This window comes from Thauera aromatica, assembly GCF_023093595.1.
GTDB lineage: Bacteria > Pseudomonadota > Gammaproteobacteria > Burkholderiales > Rhodocyclaceae > Thauera > Thauera aromatica_A.
Window position 1 is genome coordinate 25,328 of sequence record NZ_JALLIK010000109.1, and the last position, 16,258, is coordinate 41,585.

Here is a 16,258-nt window from a genome sequence, read left to right on the forward strand (position 1 = left end):
CCTCCCGGGATGTAAGCAGGTTTATTGCTTGAATCGGCGCCTCATTTCTTGCCGAGGCTCAGCACATACGCCGCCAGCATGTGAACCTTGTCCTCGCCGAGAAATTCGCCGAAAGCCGGCATCTTGTTGCTGCGGCCATGGGTCACCGTTTCGATGATGGTGGCCTCGGTCGAACCGTACAGCCAGGACTTGTTGGTCAGGTTCGGCGCCCCCATCAGCGGATTGCCGGTGGCGTCGGCGCCGTGGCAGGCGACGCAGTTGGTCGCGAACACATCTTTCCCGCGCTGGGCGCGCAAGGAATCGTGGGCGAGACCGGACAGGGAACGGACGTAGTTGGCGACGTCCTTCACCCCTTCGGCACCCAGCGCCGGCCCGAACGGCGGCATCACCCCCATGCGCCCGCCGAGAATGGTGGTGCGGATGGTTTCGGGCTCGCCGCCCCACAGCCATTCATCGTCGGTCAGGTTCGGGAAGCTTTTCGCCCCCTGCGCGGCGGAGCCGTGACACTGCGCGCAGTAGGTCAGGAACAGGTGCTGCCCGGTCGCGTTGGCCTCGGGGTCGGCAGCGACCGCGGCGAGATCCATCTGCCGGTACTTCGCGAACACCGGCCCGAAGCGCTCGTCGGCGACCTTCATCTCGGTCGCGTACTGCGCCCATTGCCCACGATGCTGGTTGCGGTCCCCGAACCCGGGATAGATCGCCAGATAGACGATGGCGAATGCGATCGTGATCCAGAACAGGTACATCCACCAGCGCGGCAGCGGATTGTTGTACTCGGCCAGAGTCTCGTCCCACACGTGTCCGTGCAGTTCCGCCGCACCTTCCTTGCGCCGGGTCATGTTGGACGCCAGCACGAACACGCAGAACAGGATGGACAGGGTCACGAGGACCATCACGTACGCGTTCCAGAAACCGCTGATGAAGTCAGCCATTTGCTTTTCCCTCTTTGTCTTGCCGGCCGCCGATGGCCGGCACGTCGTCATCGCTCAGGGGCAGGCGCGCCGCCTCGTCGAAGCCCGCCTTGGCCTGCCTGCTGTAAGCCCAGGCGCAGATCCCCAGGAAGCACAGCAGGCCCACCACCGTGAGCAGACTCCGGAAGTCGTTGATATCCACGGCGTGCTCCCTCAACGTACGTTCTGGAGCGCGGTCCCCAGCCCCTGGAGGTAGGCCACGACCGCATCGAGCTCGGTCTTGCCCTCGAGCGCAGCCGGCGCGGCGGCGATTTCCTCCTCGCTGTACTTGTGCAGTCCGACCTTGTTCAGCGCACGCATCTTCGCCTGGATGTCATCGGCCTGGACCGGGCGATCGAGCCAGGGAAAGGCCGGCATGTTCGACTCGGGCACGACGTCGCGCGGATTGAGCAGATGGACGCGCTGCCATTCGTCCGAATAGCGGCCGCCGACACGGGCGAGATCCGGCCCGGTGCGCTTCGAGCCCCACTGGAAGGGATGGTCGTAGATGTATTCACCGGCCACCGAGTAGTGGCCGTAACGCTCGGTTTCGGCGCGGAACGGGCGGATCATCTGCGAATGGCAGTTGTAGCAGCCTTCGCGGACATAAATGTCGCGTCCAACCAGGCGCACCGGATCGTAAGGCTTGACATCGAGCTGCGTGCCCCCCGGGCCGATCGCCGAAGTGGTCGAGTGCTGGAAGAACAACGGCACGATTTCCACCAGGCCACCCACGCTGACGGTGAGCAGCGTGAGCACGATCAGCAGAAAGACGCTGCGTTCGACTTTGTCGTGTTTCGATTGAGCCATGTTGTCGTTCTCCGATCAGGCGTGGGCGGCTGCGGGGGCGATCACCGGAGCGTCATAGGCCTTCTGGCCGGAAATGGTCTTCACCATGTTGTAGAACATGATCACCATGCCGGAGAGGAAGAGCACGCCGCCGATGAAGCGGATGGTCCAGAACGGATAGCTGGCCTTGACGCTCTCGACGAAGGAGTAGGTCAGCGTGCCGTCCGGGTTGGTGGCACGCCACATCAGGCCCTGCATCACGCCGGCGATCCACATCGAGGCGATGTAGAGCACCACGCCGATGGTCGCGACCCAGAAGTGGGCGTTGATCAGCTTCACGCTGTACATCTCGGTCTTGCCGTACAGGCGCGGAATGAGGAAGTAGACCGAACCGATCGAGATCATCGCCACCCAGCCCAGCGCACCGGAGTGCACGTGGCCGACCGTCCAGTCGGTGTAGTGCGAGAGCGCATTGACCGTCTTGATCGACATCATCGGCCCTTCGAAGGTCGACATGCCGTAGAAAGACAGGGAGGTGACCAGGAACTTCAGGATCGGGTCGGTGCGCAGCTTGTGCCAGGCGCCCGACAGGGTCAGCACGCCGTTGATCATGCCGCCCCACGACGGCGCCAGCAGGATCAGCGAAAACACCATGCCGACCGACTGGGTCCAGTCGGGCAGCGCGGTGTAGTGCAGGTGGTGCGGGCCGGCCCACATGTAGGTGAAGATCAGCGCCCAGAAGTGCACCACCGACAGGCGGTAGGAATACACCGGGCGGTCGGCCTGCTTGGGCACGAAGTAGTACATCATGCCGAGGAAGCCGGCGGTGAGGAAGAAGCCGACGGCGTTGTGGCCGTACCACCACTGCACCATCGCGTCCTGCACCCCGGCATAGGCCGAATACGACTTCATGCTGGTCAGCGACACCGGAATCGCGGCGCTATTGACGATGTGGAGCAGGGCGACGGTGAGGATGAAGGCGCCGAAAAACCAGTTGGCGACGTAGATGTGGGAGATCTTGCGCCGGGCGATGGTGCCGAAGAACACCACCGCGTAGGACACCCAGACGATCGCGATCAGGATGTCGATCGGCCACTCAAGTTCGGCGTATTCCTTGGACGAGGTGTACCCCAGCGGCAAGGTGATCGCCGCCAGCACGATCACCAGCTGCCAGCCCCAGAAAGTGAACGCGGCAAGGCCGGGAGCGAACAGCGTGGCATGACAGGTACGCTGCACGACGTAGTACGACGTGGCAAACAGCGCGCAGCCGCCGAATGCGAAGATCACAGCATTGGTATGCAGCGGACGGAGCCTGCCGAAATGCAGGAATTCATGCGCGTTCAGTTCGGGCCACACGAGCTGTGCCGCGGCGATCACGCCGACCAGCATGCCCACGATGCCCCACACCACCGTCATGATGGCGAACTGGCGCACGACTTTATAGTTATAAGTCGCTTGCGATTGCATGTGAGTCACCTCTTCGTTTTAAAAACTTCTGCGAGCACAACCTCATCCCGCCCGGAGCGCCGGAGAACCCGACGCCATGCGCATGCACGGGCCAGATTACGCCAGGGCCGCCCCTCTCGATTGACTTAAATCAATATTCTATTGCAGCGCGGCATGGTTCGGAAGTATAAACTAGACAAGATCCAAACCGGCCAAAAATAATGCATCTGAGCTGCCCGGCCTTCGCCCCGGGAGGGCGCAATGAGGCCGCAGCCAGAAAGCCGCACGAAGCGCCAGGCATACCCGACCGGGCGGGAAGAAAATGACGACAGGGAAAGGCTGGACCCGGCAAGGCGCTGGCGCACCGCGGGATCGGAGAATCGAGGCGAGGGGAAAGATGGGGGCTACAGACAAAAAAAGGGTGCGTATGAACGCACCCCCAACCCCAACAGAGAGACAAAACTACGGGTATCGAACCGGCCGCCCCGGCCGGCTTCACCGATAACCACGGAAGCAGTATGCCCTCTCCCCCGAAGTGCGTGTTGACCTAGGTCAACACGCACTTCATGCCCCGTTTTTGCCGTCTGCCCCCTTCCGCCGTCCGATCGCACCACGGATGCCGGGCGAACGCCCGCAATGCCTGAACGGCCTAAGCCCGCGGCTCGCCATCCTCGTCGCAGCCGGCTTGCTCTTTCGCCCGGGGGGCAGCGGCAGGGACATCCCTGTCGTCAAGCAGGACGCGATAGGCTGGCCCTTCCAGGTCGTCGTACTGCCCGCTGCGCAGCGACCACCAGAACAGCACGCCGATGACGAACACGAGCACGACCGAGATCGGAATCAACAGGTAAAGGCTTTCCATCCTTACTCCCGGGAGAGGTTCGACAGCGCAGCCGTGCGCTGCAGACGCAACGCGTTGAGCACCACCAGCAAGGAACTGGCCGCCATCCCCAACCCCGCCATCCAGGGCGTGACCAGCCCGGCCATTGCCAGCGGCACGGAAGTGAAGTTGTAGACGAAGGACCACCACAGATTCTGGCGGATGACGCTCAAGGTCTTGCGTGCCAGATCGATGCCCCGTCCCAGACTGGCGAGATTCTCGTTGAGCAGCACGATATCGGCCTCGTTGCGCGCCAGGTCGGTACCGCCCCCCATCGCCACCGAGACGTGGGCCTGCGCGAGCACCGGAGCATCATTGACGCCATCGCCGATCATCGCCACCACCGTCCCGGGCTCGCGCTGCAGGTGCACAATGCAGGCTTGCTTGTCCTGCGGGCTCATTCCGCCCCGGGCATCGGCAATGCCGAGTGTGTCCGTCACCGCCGCCACTACCGGCGGCGCATCGCCCGACAGCACGCTCATCCGGATTTGCTCGCGGGCGAGGCGCGAGACGAGCACGGCTGCTTCCGCGCGCAAGCCGTCGGCAAGCCGGAACAGCGCCTGCCAACCGGCGGACGACGCCAGCGCCACAACCGTCCCCCCACGAGCGGCAAGCTCCGCGAGCTCGTTCGGCAGCGCCAGTCCGGCGCACGCGGCGACATGGTCGGGACGCCCGATCCACCAGCACTCGCCGCCCACCCAGCCCTGCACCCCCTTCCCGGTTTCCGCCTTGAGCCGGACGACCGACGGCAGGGCCAGTCCACGCGCAGCCTCGCGCAAGCCGACTGCGACCGGATGCTCGGAGCCCTCCTCGATCGCCGCGGCAAGGGCACGCAATCCAGGCTCGTCGCGTTCGCTCAGCACCCGCACTTCCTCCAGCCGCATGCGCCCGAGCGTCAGTGTTCCAGTCTTGTCGAAAACGAAATGGTTGGCCTTGGCCAGCGTCTCGATCGCATGCCCGCGCGTCACCAGCACCCCCATCCGCGCCAGCGCGTCGGTGGCCACCGTCAGTGCGGTCGGTGTCGCCAGCGACAATGCACAGGGGCAGGCCACCACCAGCACCGAGACACTGACCCACAGCACCCGTGCCGGATCGATGAGGTACCACGCGATGCCGGTCACTCCGGCAAGCACCAGCAGGGTGACGATGAAATAGCCCGCGACCCGATCGGCCTGGGTCGCAATCCGTGGCCGCTCGCTGGCGGCACGCTCCATCAGGCGGCGGATCGCCCCCAGCCGGGTGGCGTCGCCGACCTGTTCCACACGCAGCAGCAGCGGCGAGGACACATTGATGCTGCCGCCGGTCAGTGCATCGCCCACTTCCTTCGGCACCGGCATGCTCTCGCCCGTAAGCAGCGCCTCATTGACCTCGCCCTCCCCTTCGACGACCATGCCGTCGGCGGGAACCGCCTCGCCCGGGCGTACGCGCACCACATCTCCGGCCACCAGTTGCACCGTCGGCACCCGCTCGGCCTCGGTACGCAAAGGCCAGCCCGCCAGGCGCTCGGCAAAAGAAGGCAGCGCCTTGCCCAGTTCCTCCACACCGCGCACCGCCTTCTGGCGCGCGAGCATCTCCAGGTAACGCCCGCCGAGGAGGAAGAATACGAACATCGTCACCGAGTCGTAATACACCTCGGGGCCATCGGTCACCGTCGCCCACAGGCTGGCGAGAAAAGCGCTCCCCACGCCCAGCGCCACCGGCACATCCATGCCCAACCGGCGCAGGCGCACGTCGCGCCAGGCGCGCTGAAAGAAGGGCGCGGCCGAATACGACACCACCGGCAGGGTCAGCACCAGGCTCGCCCAGCGCAGCAGCAACTCGATGTCCGGGGTTAGTTCGCCCTCCCCCGCAACGTAGGCGGGAAAGGCGTACATCATGACCTGCATCATGCCGAAGCCGGCAACGAACAGCCGCCACAGCATCGAGCGCCGCTCCCGGCCGGCGATCTGCTCGGAGCGTTCGGCATCGTAGGGGTAGGCGCGGTAACCGATCGCCCGGACGGCAGCGAGGATGTCGGACAGTTTTATCCGGCGCTCGTCCCAGCGCACGCGGGCGCGCCGGGTGGCGTAATTGATCTGGATCGCGGCCACGCCCGGCAGGCGGGCGACGTGGTTTTCGTTGAGCCACACGCAGGCGGCACAGGTGATGCCTTCGAGAATCAGCGCGGCTTCACGCTCGTGCTCGCCCACCGGGCGCACGAAGCTTTTCTGGAAATCGGGGTGATCGAACAAGCCGAGTTCCTGCAACTCGGCCGGCATCGCTTCGCGGCGGCGCTCGGGCATCGCATCGCGGTGGCGGTAATAGTCGGTGAGGCCGTTGTCGACGATCGACTGGGCGACGGCTTCGCACCCGACACAGCACATCCGCCGCAGCGCACCATCGACGCGCACAAAGTGCTGCGTAGCGGATGGAACGGGCAGGCCGCAGTGGTAGCAGGAGCGGTCGTCGGCTGCGGCCACAGGCAATTCGGCGGTGGTCATTGGTGCGAATGCAGCGCCGCCGTCGCAACAAACACAGACAGCGGGAGCAGAGCCAGAACGGGATCTTCTTTTAGCACATCCGCCACGCCTTCGCTATTGCGCCGCAACATCAACTGACTGCGATGCGGCGCGAGCATCGGAAGGAAAAAGGCCAACCCCGAAGGGCTGGCCTTTTCCTTGTATCCGCTGGTGCCGGCAAGAGGAGTCGAACCCCCGACCTTCGCATTACGAATGCGCTGCTCTACCAACTGAGCTATGCCGGCGAAGAGCGCGGACTATACAACAGAGCACGCGATCGGTTCAACCACTACGAAGCACCGCCTTGAAGCGCCGGGCTCGGGGCTGCGGCGCAACACCCGCAGCATGCTGCGGACGCTCGGCAGGCGCTGCGTTCCCGGTTCGCCGCCGAGTGCGCCCGCCAGACGTTCGGGTAAACCACGACGAAGAAGTATTCAATTTTCTTTTCGAAGCATCTTCTGTTTTCTATGGGCCTCCATTACACTTCGTTCCCATTCGGGGCGGAGGAGACATGCCCAGACCAGAACGCGGCGCCGCGGGTCGGTTTCGACCCGCGGCAGCACGCGCGATCTGCGGCTCCCGCCGGCACCTTGCCGAATCGATAGCCCTGCTCCGACCTACCCATGCCCGGCCTGGATCTTCTCGACATCGCCCTCATCGGCATCGCCGCTTTCGCAGCCGGTGCGGTCAACTCGGTCGCCGGCGGCGGCACTTTCTTTTCGTTTCCCGCACTGCTTGCGGTCGGCGTACCCCCGGTCATCGCCAATGCCAGCAATTCGGTGGCACTGTGGCCGGGCAGTCTGGCCGGCGCCTGGGCCTTTCGCCGCGAGCTGAAGCGCTTCTCGAAGAGCCTGCCGATGCTCTCGGTGGTCGCTTTCTTCGGCGGGATCGCCGGCGGCCTGTTGCTGCTCGCCACCTCCAACGCCGCCTTCGCCAAGCTGATCCCCTGGCTGTTGCTGGTCGCGACCGTGCTGTTCGCTTTCAGCGGGCAGATTTCGGCGCTGGTGAAGAAATGGAAACCGGCGCCGGACGGCGCGGACGAGCGTCATATCGGCCCCGGCGGCTACGTGTTCCAGCTGGCGGTGTCGGTCTACGGCGGCTTCTTCGGAGCCGGCATGGGCATCCTGATGATCGCCGCGCTCGCGATCCAGGGCTTCAAGGACGTGCACGAGATCAACGCCCTCAAGAACTGGCTGTCGGCGGTGATCTACAGCGTCGCCGTCGCCACCTTCGTGCTCGCCGGCGCCGTGTCCTGGCCGCACACGCTGGTGATGATCGCCACCGCCACGATCGGCGGCTACTGGGGTGCGGCGGTGGCGCGCAAGGTCCCTGCACTGTGGCTGCGCCGCTTCATCATCGGCGTCGGCGGCCTGCTGACCCTGTACTACTTCGGCAAGACCCTTTGAGCCGATGCTTGCCGCCCTGACCCTTCTCCTCATCTTCCAACTCGCCGGCGAAGTGCTCGCCCACAGCTTTGCCCTGCCGGTCCCCGGCCCGGTGATCGGTATGGCATTGCTGTTCGTCGCCCTGATGCTGCGCGGCGGCCCTGGCGAAAATCTGCGCCAGACATCGGGCCAGTTGCTGCAGCATCTGTCGCTGCTGTTCGTGCCGGCCGGCACCGGCATCGTGCTCTACGGCGAGCGCATCGCCGCCGAATGGCTGCCGCTGGTGGTGGCGATGGTGGCCAGCACCTTGCTGGCGATCATCGTCACCGCACTCCTCCTCCAGGCCCTCGCCCGCCGCCGTCGCGACCGCGAGGGCGCGCGATGACACCGCAGTTCGAGGAAATCTGGGTCTATCTGTCGGCCTCGCCCCTGCTCGGACTGACGATGACCCTGCTCGCCTACCAAGCGGCCTTCCAGATCTACCGCCGCCTGGGGTTTCACCCACTCGCCAATCCGGTACTGATCGCGGTGGCGCTGCTCGCCAGTCTGCTGCTGCTCACCGGCACGCCCTACCAGACCTATTTCGACGGCGCCCAGTTCGTGCATTTCCTCCTCGGTCCGGCCACCGTTGCCCTGGCCATTCCGCTGTATGCCCAGTGGCCGAAGCTGAAGGCGCTGGCCGCCCCCCTGAGCCTCGCCCTGGTCGCCGGCTCGCTGACTGCGGCACTGTCGGCCTGGGGCATCGGGGCGCTACTCGGCGCCAGCCGCGAATCGCTGATGTCGCTCGCCCCCAAGAGCGTCACTACCCCGATCGCGATGGCGGTCGCCGAGCGCCTCGGCGGCCTGCCTTCGCTGACCGCGGTGCTGGTGATCAGCACCGGCATCCTCGGCGCGGTATGCGCGCGCAGCCTCTTCCTCTGGCTGCGCATCGACGACCACGCCGTGCGCGGATTCGCGATCGGCATCGCCTCGCACGGCATCGGCACCGCGCGTGCCTTCCAGGTCAGCGAACAGGCGGGCGCCTTCGCCGCGCTGGCGATGGGGCTGAACGGACTGCTCACCGCGCTGTCCTTGCCCTGGATCCTGCCTCTGGTCGAGCGGCTGTTCATGCGCTGAGCTTCGACGCGGCAACGCACCGCCGCCGACCGGGCGACTCACTGAATCCATGTAACGAGGCTCCTGCGTGCCGAATGCCGTATTCCGCTGGATAGACCGCAACCTGCTCGAACTCGGCCGCGAAATGCGGCTGTCCTTCCTGCCGCCGCTGATGGTGTATTGCGCCGCCGGCGTTTCCGGACTCACCGGCATCGTCGGCACCTTCTTCGTCAAGGATTACCTCGGCCTGTCGGCGGCCTTCCTCGCCGCCCTCGGCTTCTGGGCCGGGATCCCGTGGGCGCTGAAGATGCCGATCGGCCACCTGGTCGATCTGATGTGGCGGCACAAGGCCGGGCTGGTGTACCTCGGCGCGATGCTGATCGCGGCGAGCCTGGCGATCATGATCGGTCTCATCGGCCATCCGGATGCGATGCGCGTGCTGATGCCGGTGGAGGCTTGGTTCATGCTGTCGGTGCTGCTGTCGCCGGTGGGCTATGTGATGCAGGACGCGGTGGCCGACGCGATGACGGTGGAGGCGGTGCCGCGCCTGGATGCGTACGGCCAGCCCATTCCCGCCGAGACCGTGCGCCTGATGCACACCACGATGCAGATGCTCGGCCGCGTCGCCATTATTGGCGGCACGGTGCTGGTGTCGCTCGCCAACGTCGTGATGTTCCAGGGCTCGGAGGGCCTTCCCGAAGCGGACAAGGTGGCGATCTACCTCCGCATCTACGAGCTGGCGCTGATCATTCCGCTGCTCTCGGTGAGCGGGGTGCTGCTCGGCGGCGTCCTCAAGCGGCGCGAGGCGGGGCGGCTGGCCGCACTCGGGCGCAGTCGCGCCGAGATCGATCGCCTGCTCCACGAGCCCGAAGAAAAGACCGCGCCCAACGGGTGGATCCTCGGCGGTAGCGCGGTGTTCGTGGCGCTGACCGTCGGTATCGGCCTGTCCGGCATCGAATATGGCCAGGAGATCATCTTCGCGGCCTCGTTCGCGATCATCGCCGTGATGATCGCCCGCCTGCTGCGCGAACTCTCGGCCGAAGCCGCGCGCACCCTGCTCGGCACCGTGATCATCATCTTCGCCTTCCGCGCCCTGCCCGGCCCGGGCGCAGGGGCGAGCTGGTGGATGATCGACGAACTCGGCTTCGACCAGAGCTTCCTGTCGCGCCTCGACCTCATCACCAGCACGCTGACCCTCGCCGGCCTGTTCCTGTTCCGCCGCTTCATGGCGGAGAAATCGATCGCCGACATCGTGATCTTCCTGACCATCGCATCCACGCTGCTGTCGCTGCCGATCATCGGCATGTTCCACGGTCTGCACGAATGGACCGCCGCCCGCACCGGCGGCCTCGTCGATGCGCGTTTCATCGCCATCGCCAACACCGCGCTCGAGTCCCCGCTCGGCCAGGTGTCGATGGTGCCGATGCTGGCCTGGATCGCAAATTCCGCACCACCGCACCTGAAGGCCACCTTCTTTGCGGTGATGGCCTCTTTCACCAACCTCGCCCTGTCGGCCTCGCAGCTCGGCACCAAATATCTCAACCAGCTGTACACGATCGCGCGCGAGATCCGCGACGCGGCGAGCGGTGCGATCACCACTCCGGCGGATTACGCCGAGCTCGGCCCCCTGCTCGTCACCGTCTCCCTGCTCGGCCTGCTCCTGCCCCTGGCGGCGATCGGCCTGACCCGGCTCGCCGGCCTGCGCAGCGCGTGAGTGTCCGCCGGCGACAGTTACCCGGATGCGGGACCGGCACAAGGACACGGGCATCGAAAACGAGCATCCATTGCCTTCCGCTGCCCGCAGGCGGACACTTGAAGCCATTCAACCCGTAGGGAGGCGAACCATGACACCCAGCTCGGTACACGACATCCGCAACCTCGCCCTGCTCGGCCACGCCGGCAGCGGCAAGACCACACTGGTCGAAGCCCTGCTCGCGGCCGCCGGCGAGATCGGGGCCACCGGCAGCATCGAGCGCGGCGACACGGTGGCCGACTTCGACCCTCAGGAAAAGGCGATGGGCCATTCCCTGCACACCGCGCTGGTGCATCTGGAGTGGGCCGGGCACTGGATCAACCTGCTCGACACCCCGGGCCTGCCCGATCTCGCCGGCCGTGCCCTGCTCAGCCTGCCGGCGGCCGATACGGCGGCCATCGTGCTCAGCGCCACGGCCGGAATCGAGAGCGGCACGCGGCGCATGATGGCCGCCGCCAAAGGCAAGTGCCGCATGATCGTGGTCAACCGGATCGATGCCGCAGGGATCGACTTCGCGACCCTGATGGAATCGGTCAGCGCCGCCTTCGGCCGCGAATGCCTGCCGATCAACCTGCCTTCGGCCGACGGCAGCCGGGTCGTGGACTGCTTTTTCACCCCCGACGTGTCGGCAGCGACGGCCTTCTCCACGGTTTCCGCCGCCCACGACGCGCTCGTCGACCAGATCGTCGAGCTCGACGAGGCGCTGATGGCGCAGTACCTCGAGCAGGGCGAGTCGCTCGCCCCCGAGCAGTTGCACGCTCCCTTCGAGCACGCCCTGCGCGAAGGCCACCTGATCCCGCTGTGCTTCGTCTCGGCGCGCAGCGGCGCCGGGGTGCCCGAGCTGCTCGATATCCTCGGCCGGTTGGCCCCCGACCCCACCGAGGGCAATCCGCCACAGTTCCTGAAAGGCGAAGGCCAGGCTGCCGCGCCGGTCGAAGTCGCCCTCGACCCGGAGCGCCACGCCGTTGCCCACGTTTTCCAGGTCGCCAACGATCCTTACCGGGGCAAGCTCGCGCTGTTCCGCGTGCACCAGGGACAGCTCACCCCCAATTCCCAGCTGTACATCGGCGACGGGCGCAAGCCGTTCAAGGTCGCCCACCTGCTTCGCATGCAGGGGCGCAACGCGGTCGAAACCCCGCTTGCCGTTCCCGGCGACCTGTGTGCGGTGGCACGAATCGACGAGATCCAGCGCGACGCCGTGCTCCATGACTCGCACGACGAGGATTCCCACCATTTCGCCTCCGCCCCCGACTACCCGCAGCCGGTCTTCGGCCTCGCGCTGATGACGCGCAAGCCGGCCGACGAGCAGAAATTGTCCGAAGCGCTCGCCCGCCTCACCGACGAGGACCCCTGCCTCGAAGTGAGCTTCGATCCGCGCAACCGTCGCACCGTAGTCCGCGGGCTGGGCGAACAACACCTGAAAATCGTGCTCGAGGAGCTCGCCGCGCGCTGGAACCTGCAGCTCGACACCGCCACCCCCAGCATTCCCTACCGCGAGACGATCTCGATCGTCGCCGAGGCACGCTACCGCCACAAGAAGCAGAGCGGCGGCGCCGGCCAGTTCGGCGAAGTCGCGCTGCGCGTCGAACCGCTGCCGCGCGGCAGCGGCATCGAGCTGGCCGACGAGGTCAAGGGGGGCGCGATCCCGACCAATTTCATGCCCGCAGTGGAAAAAGGCGTGCGCCAGGCTCTCGCCGAAGGGGCTCTCGCCGGCTTTCCACTCCAGGACATCCGGGTCGTGGTCACCGACGGCAAGCACCATGCGGTGGACTCGAATGAAGTCTCTTTCGTCACCGCCGGCCGTCACGCCCTCATCGAGGCCGTGCTCGCCGCCCAGCCGCTGGTGCTCGAACCGCTGCTCGACGTGCAGGTGAAAGTAGCCGATGCGCTGTTCGGCGAAGTCAGCGCCGAACTGGCCGGACGGCGCGGCCGCCTGACCGCCACCGACAGCCCGGCTCCGGGCTGGACGCTGATCTCGGCGCGCGTGCCGATGGCCGGGCTGGAAGGGTTCGAAAGCCGGCTGAAAGCGATCTGCGCCGGAGAAAGCGAATTCGTGCTCGAAGCCGGCGGCCATGAACCCGCCCCACGCGACGTACAATCCGAACTCGCCCGCATCCATACCAACGGCGACAACAACGGAAACGGCCCGCATTGAGCACCCTGCTGCGGCCCGGCACCTCCGCCGGGGCCGCAGTTCCCGAAGAAGGCGACAAGCAAGGCGCGGCCCGGCACCGACCGCAAGCATAGACCGTCATGAAACTGACCGAACGCCATCGCGCCTACTGGCGTTGCAACATCGCGCTGACCGTATCGTTGCTGCTGATCTGGTTCGGCGTGACCTTCGTCGCCGGCTATTACGCCAGCGCACTCAACCGGTTCGACTTCCTCGGGTTCCCGCTCGGTTTCTACCTGTTCGCCCAGGGGTCGATGATTGTCTATCTCGCGATCATCGTCATCTACGTGTGGACGATGAACCGCCTGGATCGGCGCTATCGCGTCCACGAGCGCCGCTGAATACGCACCGGATGCATCGATGCCCGGGTGCCCCCGCGCCCCCGGCGGGATTGCCCCCTACTCGCCTGACGGTGCCACCGTTTCGTCGGCGGACTTCTTCTTGCGCCCCCACGCCACCGGATGTGCATGGCGGCCGAGAATGAAATCGAACAGGAACTTGCTCCAGATCGTGATCCCCGCGGTCGAACTCCAGGTCTCGTAATCGAGGCGGGCGCTAACGACGCCGAAAATCACGAACACGATCACCGCGCCGCACACCAGGTTGAGCGCTGCGACAAAGGGAGCGAATTTCGCCGGATTCGCCGGCGGCACGCCGCGCCGGAGCGCGACTTCGGAAAAATCCCCTCTGACGAGGATGCGCCAGGCCCGCCGCAGCCAGAAGAAGGCGATCGGGAACAAGGCCAGAAAAAGAATCCACGTCAGTACCACGCTTGGGTCGAGAACCATCGACTACTCCAGTCACAGGACGATGCACAACGTCCGCCACGCCCCGAAAGTGCCACAAAAGGAAAAACCCCGTCACCGCAGCCGCTGGCGAGGTTCTCCGTCAGCACCGCCCTCCGCAGAGGGGGCGGTGCTGCCATTGCTGCATTGTCGTGCCTTGAATCAGTGCGCGCCGTCGACCGCCTTGGCGCCGCGCGGGATGCGCACTTCTTCGACCAGGTGCTGGATGTGCTCGGGCGGCTCCTTGGTGACTTTATCGACGGCGAAGGCGACGACGAAGTTCACCAATGCGCCGATCGCGCCGAACGCTTCCGGCGTGATGCCGAAGAAGGAGTTCGCCCCACCGATCAGGTCGAGATACTCGGTGCCCTTGACGAAGAACAAGCCCTTGTGCGCGAACACGTAGAACAGGGTGACGAGCAAGCCCGACAGCATGCCGGCGATGGCGCCTTCCTTGTTCATCTTCTTGGAGAAGATGCCGAGCATGATCGCCGGGAACAGCGAGCTGGCGGCGATACCGAAGGCCAGGGCCACGGTACCGGCCGCAAAACCCGGCGGGTTGAGGCCGAGGTAGCCTGCGAGCACGATCGCGAACACCATCGAGATCTTGCCCACGAGGAGCTCGTTCTTGTCGGAAATGTTGGGCGCGAACACGTTCTTCACCAGGTCGTGCGAGACCGCCGACGAGATCGCCAGCAGCAGGCCGGCCGCCGTCGACAACGCCGCCGCGATCCCGCCCGCCGCCACCAGCGCGATCACCCAGTTGGGCAGCAGGGCGATTTCCGGGTTGGCCATTACCATGATGTCGGCGTTCACCGAAAGCTCGTTGCCTTTCCAGCCGGCCTGCTCGACCTTCGACGCGACCTCGGCATTCTTGGTCTTGTCGTTGTAGTACTGGATGCGGCCGTCGCCGTTCTTGTCTTCCCACTTCAGCAGGCCGGTCTTTTCCCAGCGTGCCATCCAGGCCGGACGCTCGTCGTACTTCAGGCTGGCGTCCTCGGCGTACAGGTCGCCATTGGTGGCGATCGCGGTATTCACCGTCTGGTGCAGGTTGAACTTGGCCATCGCCGCCACGGCCGGGGCGGTGGTGTACAGAATCGCGATGAAGACCAGCGCCCAGCCCGCGGAGTAGCGCGCATCGGACACTTTCGGCACGGTGAAGAAGCGGATGATGACGTGCGGCAGGCCCGCGGTGCCGATCATCAGCGACACGGTGTAGACGAACATGTTGAGCGTGCTGCCCGGCACCGAGGTGGTGTATTCGGCGAAGCCGAGATCGAGCACGACCTGGTTCAGGCGGTCGAGCAGGGTGGTATCGGTACCGACCAGGGTACCGCCCAGACCGAGCTGCGGCAGGAAGTTGCCGGTCAGGTTGAGCGAAATGAAGATCGCCGGAATGGTGTAGGCCAGGATCAACACCACGTACTGGGCGACCTGGGTGTAGGTGATGCCCTTCATGCCGCCGAACACCGCGTAGGCGAACACAATGCCCATGCCGATGTAGATGCCGACCTCGTTGCTGACGCCGAGGAAGCGCGAGAACGCCACGCCGACACCGGTCATCTGGCCGATCACGTAGGTGATCGAGGCCGTCAGCAGGCAGAACACCGCGACCGTACTCGCCGTCTTCGAGTAGTAGCGGTCGCCGATGAACTGGGGCACGGTGAACTTGCCGAACTTGCGCAGGTAGGGCGCCAGCCACATCGCGAGGATGACGTAGCCGCCAGTCCAGCCCATCAGGAACAGCGAGCCGCCGTAGCCCATGTTGGCGATGAGGCCGGCCATCGAGATGAACGATGCCGCCGACATCCAGTCCGCCGCCGTCGCCATGCCGTTGGTGACCGGGTGGACGCCGCCGCCAGCGACGTAAAATTCACTGGTGCTGCCGGCGCGTGCCCAGATCGCGATCCCGATATAGAGCGCGAAGGAGGCGCCCACCACCAGGTAGGTCAGAGTCTGAAGATCCATGTGTGCCCCCGGTCAGTCTTCGTGAACGTCGAATTTGCGGTCGATCTCGCCCATTTTCTTCGCATAGAAGAAGATCAGCGCGATGAACACATAGATCGAACCCTGCTGCGCGAACCAGAAGCCGAGCGGATAGCCGCCGAGCTTGATGGTATCGAGCAGGGGCGCGAAGAGGATGCCGGCGCCATACGAGACCAGGAACCATACGATCATGATCTTGGTCAGGAGGCCCAGCGTGGCTTTCCAATAGCCTGTACTGTTGTTTTCCATAATGTCTCCTCGTCAGAAGTGTCACTCCCTACCGCATGGATCTACCGGCAATGCGGCTTCATGCATACGACAGCGAGGGCATTATAGGAACATCAGTCTTACTTATTGCTTACAAAGCCTTACCGCTTCCTGAACTACCGGAGCTGCTGCTAAGGTGCACACAAAAAACCCGCCATCTCAATGCGATGGCGGGTTTTTCGGATCGATGGCGGCGCAATCGGGAGCACCGCCGGCATCGCACGATGCCTCACCGGGGTGATATCGACGCCGAT

The 16,258-nt window shown here is 65.3% G+C and carries 15 protein-coding genes and 1 tRNA gene; 6 read left to right on the plus strand and 10 right to left on the minus strand.

What is annotated here, in order from left to right; all coding sequences use genetic code 11:
* Positions 1-41 precede the first annotated feature (41 nt).
* The 7 genes from ccoP to MXC99_RS14700 all read right to left on the minus strand — a co-directional run bounded on the left by ccoP (position 42) and on the right by MXC99_RS14700 (position 6,805).
* Positions 42-932 carry a cytochrome-c oxidase, cbb3-type subunit III gene (gene ccoP, locus MXC99_RS14670; protein ID WP_247726169.1) on the minus strand — a complete coding sequence of 297 codons (891 nt, stop codon included), beginning with the start codon at positions 930-932 and terminating at the stop codon, positions 42-44.
* Positions 925-1,113, minus strand: a complete 189-nt coding sequence (locus MXC99_RS14675) for a CcoQ/FixQ family Cbb3-type cytochrome c oxidase assembly chaperone (RefSeq protein WP_075149276.1) — start codon at positions 1,111-1,113, stop codon at positions 925-927. Before MXC99_RS14675 ends, ccoP begins: the two co-directional genes overlap by 8 nt.
* An 11-nt stretch (positions 1,114-1,124) precedes the next feature.
* Complete coding sequence (gene ccoO / locus MXC99_RS14680) at positions 1,125-1,760, minus strand: cytochrome-c oxidase, cbb3-type subunit II (protein ID WP_247726170.1); 636 nt, start codon at positions 1,758-1,760, stop codon at positions 1,125-1,127.
* A 15-nt stretch (positions 1,761-1,775) separates the two neighbouring features.
* Entirely contained in the window at positions 1,776-3,206 is a 1,431-nt protein-coding gene (gene ccoN, locus MXC99_RS14685) for a cytochrome-c oxidase, cbb3-type subunit I (protein ID WP_075149278.1), read from the minus strand.
* A gap of 628 nt (positions 3,207-3,834) precedes the next feature.
* The gene (gene ccoS / locus MXC99_RS14690) at positions 3,835-4,044 is read right to left on the minus strand and encodes a cbb3-type cytochrome oxidase assembly protein CcoS (protein WP_247726171.1); all 210 of its coding nucleotides are present in this window, start codon (positions 4,042-4,044) and stop codon (positions 3,835-3,837) included.
* A 2-nt stretch (positions 4,045-4,046) separates the two neighbouring features.
* Positions 4,047-6,542 carry a heavy metal translocating P-type ATPase gene (locus tag MXC99_RS14695; RefSeq protein ID WP_247726172.1) on the minus strand — a complete coding sequence of 832 codons (2,496 nt, stop codon included), beginning with the start codon at positions 6,540-6,542 and terminating at the stop codon, positions 4,047-4,049.
* Positions 6,543-6,729: 187 nt separating this feature from the next.
* Positions 6,730-6,805, minus strand: a tRNA-Thr gene (locus tag MXC99_RS14700).
* A gap of 378 nt (positions 6,806-7,183) precedes the next feature.
* Between MXC99_RS14700 and MXC99_RS14705 the strand changes: the two genes are divergently transcribed.
* The 6 genes from MXC99_RS14705 to MXC99_RS14730 all read left to right on the plus strand — a co-directional run bounded on the left by MXC99_RS14705 (position 7,184) and on the right by MXC99_RS14730 (position 13,307).
* Entirely contained in the window at positions 7,184-7,966 is a 783-nt protein-coding gene (locus MXC99_RS14705; protein WP_247726173.1) for a sulfite exporter TauE/SafE family protein, read from the plus strand.
* Between the two features lie 4 nt (positions 7,967-7,970).
* Positions 7,971-8,330, plus strand: a complete 360-nt coding sequence (locus MXC99_RS14710; protein WP_247726174.1) for a CidA/LrgA family protein — start codon at positions 7,971-7,973, stop codon at positions 8,328-8,330.
* Complete coding sequence (locus tag MXC99_RS14715; protein WP_247726175.1) at positions 8,327-9,061, plus strand: LrgB family protein; 735 nt, start codon at positions 8,327-8,329, stop codon at positions 9,059-9,061. Before MXC99_RS14710 ends, MXC99_RS14715 begins: the two co-directional genes overlap by 4 nt.
* A 124-nt stretch (positions 9,062-9,185) precedes the next feature.
* Positions 9,186-10,754: a hypothetical protein gene (locus MXC99_RS14720; protein ID WP_432654259.1), complete on the plus strand. Its 1,569-nt coding sequence runs from the start codon at positions 9,186-9,188 to the stop codon at positions 10,752-10,754.
* 130 nt (positions 10,755-10,884) lie between these two features.
* The gene (gene fusA / locus MXC99_RS14725) at positions 10,885-12,948 is read left to right on the plus strand and encodes an elongation factor G (RefSeq protein WP_247726177.1); all 2,064 of its coding nucleotides are present in this window, start codon (positions 10,885-10,887) and stop codon (positions 12,946-12,948) included.
* 98 nt (positions 12,949-13,046) lie between these two features.
* Complete coding sequence (locus MXC99_RS14730) at positions 13,047-13,307, plus strand: DUF4212 domain-containing protein (protein ID WP_247726178.1); 261 nt, start codon at positions 13,047-13,049, stop codon at positions 13,305-13,307.
* A 57-nt stretch (positions 13,308-13,364) separates the two neighbouring features.
* On the opposite strand, the gene MXC99_RS14735 is transcribed toward MXC99_RS14730, so the two are convergent.
* From MXC99_RS14735 to MXC99_RS14745, 3 genes are all read right to left on the minus strand, one after another.
* On the minus strand, positions 13,365-13,754 hold the full coding sequence (locus tag MXC99_RS14735) for a hypothetical protein (RefSeq protein ID WP_247726179.1): 390 nt from the start codon (positions 13,752-13,754) through the stop codon (positions 13,365-13,367).
* 159 nt (positions 13,755-13,913) lie between these two features.
* The gene (locus MXC99_RS14740; RefSeq protein WP_247726180.1) at positions 13,914-15,719 is read right to left on the minus strand and encodes a sodium:solute symporter family protein; all 1,806 of its coding nucleotides are present in this window, start codon (positions 15,717-15,719) and stop codon (positions 13,914-13,916) included.
* 12 nt (positions 15,720-15,731) lie between these two features.
* A complete protein-coding gene (locus MXC99_RS14745) occupies positions 15,732-15,986 on the minus strand; it encodes a DUF4212 domain-containing protein (protein WP_247726181.1) in 255 nt (84 codons plus the stop codon).
* Positions 15,987-16,258: the final 272 nt, after the last annotated feature.

Excerpts from the sequence above, each read along its gene's own strand:
- ccoP (WP_247726169.1), bottom strand. The coding sequence starts at position 932 with ATGGCTGACTTCATCAGCGGTTTCTGGAACGCGTACGTGATGGTCCTC.
- ccoO (WP_247726170.1), bottom strand. The coding sequence starts at position 1,760 with ATGGCTCAATCGAAACACGACAAAGTCGAACGCAGCGTCTTTCTGCTG.
- ccoN (WP_075149278.1), bottom strand. The coding sequence starts at position 3,206 with ATGCAATCGCAAGCGACTTATAACTATAAAGTCGTGCGCCAGTTCGCC.
- ccoS (WP_247726171.1), bottom strand. The coding sequence starts at position 4,044 with ATGGAAAGCCTTTACCTGTTGATTCCGATCTCGGTCGTGCTCGTGTTC.
- MXC99_RS14695 (WP_247726172.1), bottom strand. The coding sequence starts at position 6,542 with ATGACCACCGCCGAATTGCCTGTGGCCGCAGCCGACGACCGCTCCTGC.
- MXC99_RS14705 (WP_247726173.1), top strand. The coding sequence starts at position 7,184 with ATGCCCGGCCTGGATCTTCTCGACATCGCCCTCATCGGCATCGCCGCT.
- MXC99_RS14710 (WP_247726174.1), top strand. The coding sequence starts at position 7,971 with ATGCTTGCCGCCCTGACCCTTCTCCTCATCTTCCAACTCGCCGGCGAA.
- MXC99_RS14715 (WP_247726175.1), top strand. The coding sequence starts at position 8,327 with ATGACACCGCAGTTCGAGGAAATCTGGGTCTATCTGTCGGCCTCGCCC.
- MXC99_RS14720 (WP_432654259.1), top strand. The coding sequence starts at position 9,186 with ATGCGGCTGTCCTTCCTGCCGCCGCTGATGGTGTATTGCGCCGCCGGC.
- fusA (WP_247726177.1), top strand. The coding sequence starts at position 10,885 with ATGACACCCAGCTCGGTACACGACATCCGCAACCTCGCCCTGCTCGGC.
- MXC99_RS14730 (WP_247726178.1), top strand. The coding sequence starts at position 13,047 with ATGAAACTGACCGAACGCCATCGCGCCTACTGGCGTTGCAACATCGCG.
- MXC99_RS14735 (WP_247726179.1), bottom strand. The coding sequence starts at position 13,754 with ATGGTTCTCGACCCAAGCGTGGTACTGACGTGGATTCTTTTTCTGGCC.
- MXC99_RS14740 (WP_247726180.1), bottom strand. The coding sequence starts at position 15,719 with ATGGATCTTCAGACTCTGACCTACCTGGTGGTGGGCGCCTCCTTCGCG.
- MXC99_RS14745 (WP_247726181.1), bottom strand. The coding sequence starts at position 15,986 with ATGGAAAACAACAGTACAGGCTATTGGAAAGCCACGCTGGGCCTCCTG.